Here is a 7,513-nt window from a genome sequence, read left to right as displayed (position 1 = left end):
AGCTGACGCTGGAGGCGCCGCTGGTGCTGCCCGAGCGGGGTGCCGTACAACTGCAGCTGGTGGTCGGCGCGCCGGACGACGACGGACGGCGGCCGGTGGACCTGTACGCGCGGCCGCAGGACGCGCCGGCGGACCAGCCGTGGACGCGCCACGCCGGCGGCCTGCTGGCCGTCTCCGGCGCGCCGCGGTCCTCCGTCGACCTTTCCGTATGGCCTCCGGCGGGCGCCGAAGCCGTCGACGTCACGGGCCTGTACGAGCACCTCTCCGCAGGCGGATTCGGCTACGGGCCGGTCTTCCAGGGGCTGCGGGCGGCCTGGCGGCGTGGCGAGGAGGTCTTCGCCGAGGTCCGGCTGCCGGAGGACCGGCAGTCCGACGCCGGACTGTTCGGCCTGCACCCGGCACTGCTCGACGCCGCGCTGCATGCCACCTTCGTGCAGGACGGCGGCGACGGACAGGGCCGTCTCCCGTTCTCCTGGCGGGACGTGTCCCTCCATGCCGTCGGCGCGGGCGCGCTGCGGGTCCGGCTCGCCCCGGCGGGCGCCGACGCGGTGACGCTGGAACTGGCGGACATGAACGGCGAGCCGGTGGCCTCCGTCGCCGGCCTGACCCTGCGCCCGGTCTCCGCCGACCAGCTGGCCGGTGCCCGCTCCGGGCACCACGAGTCGCTCTTCCGCCTGGACTGGGCCACGGTGCCGCCGCCCGAGGCGGCGCCCGCAGCCACGGAGCACTGTGCCGTACTGGGCGACTCCGCGCTGCCGCTGCCGTACGCCGCTTACGCGGACCTGACCGCGTTGCGGGCGGCGGCCGACGCGGGCACCGCCGTCGCCGAGTACGTCCTCGTGCCCATGGGCGGATCCGCCGCCGATGACACGGCCGGTGCCGCGCGCCGGACCACCCATGAGACGCTGAGCCTGGTCCAGGCGTGGCTCGAGGACGAGCGGTTCGCCTCGTCCCGCCTGGTGTTCGTGACCCACGGGGCGGTGGCGACGCAGTCCGACGCCGGCGTGCGGGACGTGGCGCACGCCCCGGTGTGGGGTCTGGTCCGCTCGGCGCAGTCGGAGAATCCCGACCGCTTCGTCCTGGCGGACCTCGACACCGAGGCGGGATCGTACGAGGCGCTGCCCGGCGCCCTCGCGTCCGGGGAGCCGCAGTTCGCGGTGCGGCGCGGCACGGTCCACGCACCACGGCTGGCGAGGGTGGCGTCCGGCGGAAACCTGGTGCCCCCTGACGGGGAGCCCGCCTGGCGGATGGACATCCGGGACAAGGGCACCCTGGAGAACCTGACGTTCGTCCCGTGCCCGGAGGCGTCCGGGCCGCTGCGTCCGGGCGAGGTCCGGGTCGCGGTCCGGGCGGCCGGCCTGAACTTCCGCGATGTGCTCAACGCCCTCGGCATGTACCCGGGCGACGCCGGCCTGATGGGCAGCGAGGGCGCCGGTGTCGTCGTGGAGACCGGCCCCGGAGTCACCGATCTCGCCCCCGGCGACCGGGTCATGGGCATGCTGCCCGGTGGCTTCGGTCCGCTCGTGGTGGCCGACCGGCGGATGATCGCGCCCATGCCCGAGGGCTGGACGTTCGCGGAGGCGGCGGCCGTGCCGATCGTCTTCATGACGGCGTACTACGCCCTGCGTGACCTCGCCGGCCTCCAGCCGGGGGAGTCACTGCTGGTGCACGCCGCCGCGGGCGGTGTGGGCATGGCCGCCGTGCAGCTGGCCCGGCACTGGGGCGTCGAGGTGTACGCCACGGCGAGCGAGGGCAAGTGGGAGACGCTGCGCGGCCTCGGGCTGACCGAGGACCGGATCGCCTCGTCCCGCACCCTGGACTTCGAGGAGACGTTCCGCGAGGCCACCGGCGGCCGCGGCGTCGATGTCGTCCTGGACTCGCTGGCCCGGGAGTTCGTCGACGCGTCACTGCGGCTGCTGCCGCGCGGCGGCCGCTTCGTCGAGATGGGCAAGACCGACGTACGGACGCCCGAGGAGGTGGCCGCCGCCCATCCCGGGGTGTCCTACCAGGCCTTCGACCTCGTCGAGGCGGGCCTTGACCGCATCCAGGAAATGCTCACCGAGCTGCTGGAGCTGTTCGCCGCCGGCGCGCTCACCCCGCCGCCGATCACCGCCTGGGACCTGCGGCGGGCGCCCGACGCCTTCCGCCACCTGAGCCAGGCGCGGCACGTCGGCAAGGTCGTCCTGACCGTTCCCGCCGAGTGGGACCCGGACGGCACCGTGCTGATCACCGGAGGCACCGGGACCCTGGGCGGTCTCGTCGCCCGGCACGCGGTCACCGCACGCGGTGCCCGTCACCTGCTCCTGACCAGCCGGCGCGGCATGGATGCGCCGGGCGCCGCGGAACTGGCCGCCGAACTGGCGGAACTGGGCGCTGAGGTCACCGTCGCCGCGTGCGACGCGGCCGACCGTGACGCGCTGTCCGGGCTGCTGGCCGGCATCCCGGCCGCACACCCGCTCACCGCCGTCGTGCACACCGCGGGCGTGCTCGACGACGGTGTCGTCGGATCGCTGAGCCCGGAAAGACTCGACCGCGTCATGCGGCCCAAGGTCGACGCCGCGGTCAACCTGCACGAGCTCACCCGTGAGCTGGAGCCTGCGGAGTTCGTGCTGTTCTCCTCGGCCGCCGGCACCTTCGGCGGAGCCGGGCAGGCCAACTACGCGGCCGCCAACGTCTTCCTGGACGCCCTCGCCCAGCACCGCCAGGCCCGGGGACTGCCCGCCACCTCCCTCGCCTGGGGCCTGTGGGCCGAGTCGAGTGGCATGACCGGCGAGCTGGACGAGACCGACAAGTCCCGCATGACCCGCTCCGGCGTGCTCGGCCTGGCGAACGACGAGGGCCTCGCCCTCCTCGACGCCGCCCACCGGGCCGGTGACGCCCTGCTGGTCCCCATGCGGCTCGATCTCGCGCCGCTGCGGCACGCCGACGCGAGCAGCGTGCCCGCGCTGCTGCGGGGCCTCGTGCGCGCACCGGCACGCCGGGCGGTCGAGGCCGGCGGTACCACGGCCGGTTCCTCGCTCAAGGAGCGGCTGCTGCGGCTGCCCGAGGCGGAGCGGGACCAGGCCCTGCTCGACCTCGTGCGCAGCCAGGTGGCCGCCGTACTCGGGCACGCCTCGCCCGAAGCGGTCGAGCCCACCCGGGCGTTCAAGGACCTCGGGTTCGACTCGCTGACCGGCGTGGAATTCCGCAACCGCCTCGGCGCGGCCGCCGGGCTGCGGCTGCCGGCCACGCTGGTCTTCGACTACCCGACGCCCACCGCGCTGGGTGCCTGGCTGCGCGGTGAACTCCTCGGCGCCGAGGCCGCGAGCGCCCTGCCCACCCGGGCCGCCACCGCCGCCGCGCAGGACGACCCGATCGCCATCGTCGCGATGAGCTGCCGGTTCCCCGGCGACGTGCGCAGCCCCGAGGACCTGTGGACCCTGCTCGCCGAGGGCCGGGACGGCATCTCCCACCTGCCCGTGGACCGCGGCTGGGACCTGGAGGGCCTCTACGACCCCGACCCGGACAGCGCCGGAACGTCGTACGCCCGCGAAGGCGGCTTCTTCTACGACGCCCACCACTTCGACCCCGCCTTCTTCGGGATCAATCCGCGTGAGGCACTGGCGATGGACCCGCAGCAGCGGCTGCTGCTCGAAACCTCCTGGGAGGCGTTCGAGCGGGCGGGCATTGACCCGGCGACGCTGCGTGGCGGCCAGGTCGGCGTGTTCGTCGGCCAGATGCACAACGACTACGTGTCCCGGCTGAACACGGTGCCCGAAGGCGTCGAGGGCTACCTGGGCACGGGCGGATCCAGCAGCATCGCCTCCGGCCGTGTCTCCTACACCTTCGGTTTCGAGGGACCGGCGGTCACCGTCGACACGGCGTGCTCCTCGTCGCTGGTCGCCCTGCACCTGGCCGTTCAGGCACTGCGCAACGGCGAATGCACCCTGGCCCTGGCCGGCGGTGTCACCATCATCACCACGCCGGACGTGTTCACCGAGTTCAGCCGCCAGCGCGGCCTGGCCGCCGACGGCCGCTGCAAGCCCTTCGCCGCCGCCGCCGACGGCACCGCGTGGGGCGAGGGTGTCGGCATGCTCCTCGTCGAACGGCTCTCGGACGCCGAGCGCAACGGCCACCGGGTGCTGGCGGTCGTCCGCGGCACGGCCGTGAACCAGGACGGCGCCAGCAACGGCCTGACCGCGCCCAACGGCCCCTCGCAGCAGCGCGTCATCCGGCAGGCCCTGGCGAGTGCCGGGCTGTCCGCCGCCGACGTCGACGCGGTCGAGGCCCACGGCACCGGTACCACCCTGGGCGACCCGATCGAGGCCCAGGCGCTGCTGGCCACCTACGGCCGGGAGCGCCCCGCGGACCGCCCGCTGTGGCTGGGCTCCGTCAAGTCCAACTTCGGCCACACCCAGGCCGCCGCCGGCGTGGCCGGGATCATCAAGATGGTGATGGCGATGCGGCACGGTGTCCTGCCGCAGACGCTGCACGTGGACGCCCCCACCCCGCACGTCGACTGGTCGGCGGGCGCCGTGGAACTGCTCACCGAGGCCAGGCCGTGGCCGGAGACAGGGCGGGTGCGCCGCGCCGGTGTCTCCTCGTTCGGCATGAGCGGCACCAACGCCCACGCCATCGTCGAGCAGCCCCCGCAGCCCGCGGACGACAGCGCGGCGCACGACGCCGGACCGCTGCCGACGGTGCCGCTGCCGCTGTCGGCGAAGTCCCCTGCCGCACTGCGCGCCCAGGCCGAGCGGCTCAGGGACCGTATGACGGCCGGTCCGGACCTCTCACCCGCCGACGTCGGCTACTCCCTGGCCACCGGCCGCGCCCTCTTCGAGCACCGCGCGGTGGTCGTCGCGGCGGACCGGGACGAGGCCCTGCGCGGCCTGACGGCGCTGGCGGAGGACGGCACCACCACCCATGTGGTGCACGGCGCGGCCGGCGACGGCAAGGTGGCCTTCCTGTTCACCGGCCAGGGCAGCCAGCGGCTCGGCATGGGCCGGGAGCTCTACGCGGCCTACCCGGTCTTCCGGCAGGCCCTGGACGAGGTCTGCGCCCACTTCGAACTGCCGCTGAAGGACGTCCTGTTCGCCGGTGACCAGGCCCTGCTGGACGAGACCGCCCGCACCCAGCCCGCGCTGTTCGCGGTCGAGGTGGCACTGTTCCGGCTGGTCCGGTCGTGGGGCCTGGAGCCCGACGTGCTGGCCGGGCACTCCATCGGCGACCTGGCGGCGGCGCACTGTGCCGGTGTGCTGTCGCTGGCGGACGCCTGTGCCCTGGTCGCCGCGCGCGGCCGGCTGATGCAGGAACTCCCCGGCGGCGGTGCCATGGTGGCCGTGCAGGCCACGGAGGACGAAGTCACGCCCCTCCTCACCGAGGGCGTGAGCGTGGCCGCCGTCAACGGCCCGCGGTCCGTGGTGATCGCCGGCGACGAGGACGCCGTCACGGACATCGCCGCGTCCTTCGACCGGCAGGACCGCCGCACCAAGCGCCTCGCCGTCAGCCACGCCTTCCACTCTCCGCACATGGACCCGATGCTGGACGCCTTCCGCGAGGTCGCCGAGGGGCTGTCGTACCGCGCGCCGCGGATCCCGCTCGTCCCGGGCCTCACCGGCGCCCTCGCCTCCGCCGAGGAGATCACCGGCCCCGACTTCTGGGTACGGCACGCTCGCGAGACGGTCCGCTTCCACGACAGCGTCCACACCCTGGACGCGCAGGGCGTCACCACCTACGTCGAACTCGGCCCGGACGGTGTGCTGTGCGCACTGGCCCAGGACTGTCTCACCCACGACGACGCCGTGTTCGTCCCTGCACTGCGCGAGGGACGCGCCGAGGCGTCGACGCTGACCACGGCCGTGGCCCAGGCGTTCGCCCGCGGGGCGGCCACCGACTGGACGGCGCTCTTTGAGGGCAGCGGCGCACACCGCACCGACCTGCCGACCTATCCCTTCCAGCGGCAGCCGTTCTGGCTGGACGCCGGTTCCGCACAGGGCGACGTCTCGGCGGCCGGCCTGGGCCCCGCTGACCACCCGCTGCTGGGCGCCGCGGTGGAGCTGCCCGAATCGGGGGCGGTGGTGCTCACCGGCCGACTGTCGCTGCGCACCCACCCCTGGCTCGCCGACCACGCCGTCCTGGGCACGGTCCTGCTGCCCGGCACCGCCTTCGTCGAACTGGCACTGCGCGCCGGCGACCAGGTCGGATGCGACCGCGTCGAGGAACTCACCCTGGAAACACCGCTGGTCGTACCGGAACACGGCGGAGTGCAGCTGCGCCTGACACTCGGCGACCCCGACGGCTCGGGCCACCGCACACTCACCCTCCACTCGCGCCCCGAGGACGCGACGGGCGAATCCTGGTCCCGCCACGCCACCGGCGTCCTGGCCCAGGGCGGCCCCGCCCCGTCGTTCGACCTCTCCGTCTGGCCCCCCGAAGGCGCCCAGCCGGTCGAGGTGACGGGCCTGTACGACGGCCTGGCCGCATCCGGATTCGGCTACGGCCCCGTCTTCCGGGGGCTGATAGCCGCATGGCGCCGGGGCGAGGAGGTCTTCGCAGAGGTGCGCCTCCCCGAGGACGCCGCCACCGAAGGCGCCCGGTTCGTCCTCCACCCCGCCCTGCTCGACGCCGCGCTGCACCCCCTCGGGCTGGACGCCGCCGGCACCGGAGAGCCCGGGCGGCTGCCGTTCTCCTTCCGCGGCGTCACCGCCACGGCCGCGGGCGCGGACGCGCTCCGGGTACGGCTGCGGCCCTTGAGCAGCGGTGAGGTGACGCTGGAGATCGCCGACACGGTCGGCACCCCGGCCGCCGTCGTGGAGGGCCTCGCCCTGCGCACGGTCTCCCCGGAGCAGCTCGGCACGGCTCGCGACCCCCACCACGACGTGCTGTTCCGCGTCGACTGGGCACCGCTGACACCGGCTACCGCCGGCACGCCGGACGACGGTCCGTGGGCTGTACTCGGCGACGGTCCCGCCGGTCCGGAGCGGGCCGAGCGCCACACCGATCTGTCCGCGCTGATCAGGGCTGTGGAAGCGGGCGCACCCACACCGCACACGGTCCTGCTCGACCTGCCCGCCGGCATCACCGGGGACCTCCCCGCGACGGCACGGGCCGCCACCGCCCGCGCGCTGCACACCCTGCAGACCTGGCTCGCCGACGACCGCTTCGCCGACGCGCGTCTGGTCCTCGTCACCCACGGAGCGATCGGACCCGTGGCGGACGCGGACCCGCGGGACCTGGCGCACGCCCCGCTGTGGGGCCTGGTGCGCTCCGCCCAGTCCGAGAACCCCGGCCGGCTCGTCCTCGCCGACCTCGACGGCACCGACACCTCCTGGCACGCGCTGACCACCGCACTGGCCACCGGGGAACCCCAACTCCTGATCCGCGACGGTGCGGTACGGGTGCCGCGGCTGGCCCGGACGGAGATCCCGGCGGAGGCGCCGGCTGCCGAATGGTCCTCGACGGGCACGGTGTTGGTGACGGGTGCCGGTGGTCAGTTGGGTGGGGTGTTCGCGCGGCATCTGGTGGCCGAGCGGGG

At 74.7% G+C, this 7,513-nt stretch carries 1 protein-coding gene; it reads left to right on the top strand.

From position 1 onward, the window contains the following. Nucleotides 1-7,513, top strand: a 7,513-nt coding sequence (locus ACZ5NH_RS45010; protein WP_468784233.1) for an SDR family NAD(P)-dependent oxidoreductase, incomplete at both ends; no start/stop codon positions are given.

The sequence above is a fragment of the Streptomyces sp. NPDC031426 genome, assembly GCF_055581585.1.
Note: the sequence above shows the minus strand (reverse complement) of the source record. Positions and strands in the feature narration are given on the sequence as shown.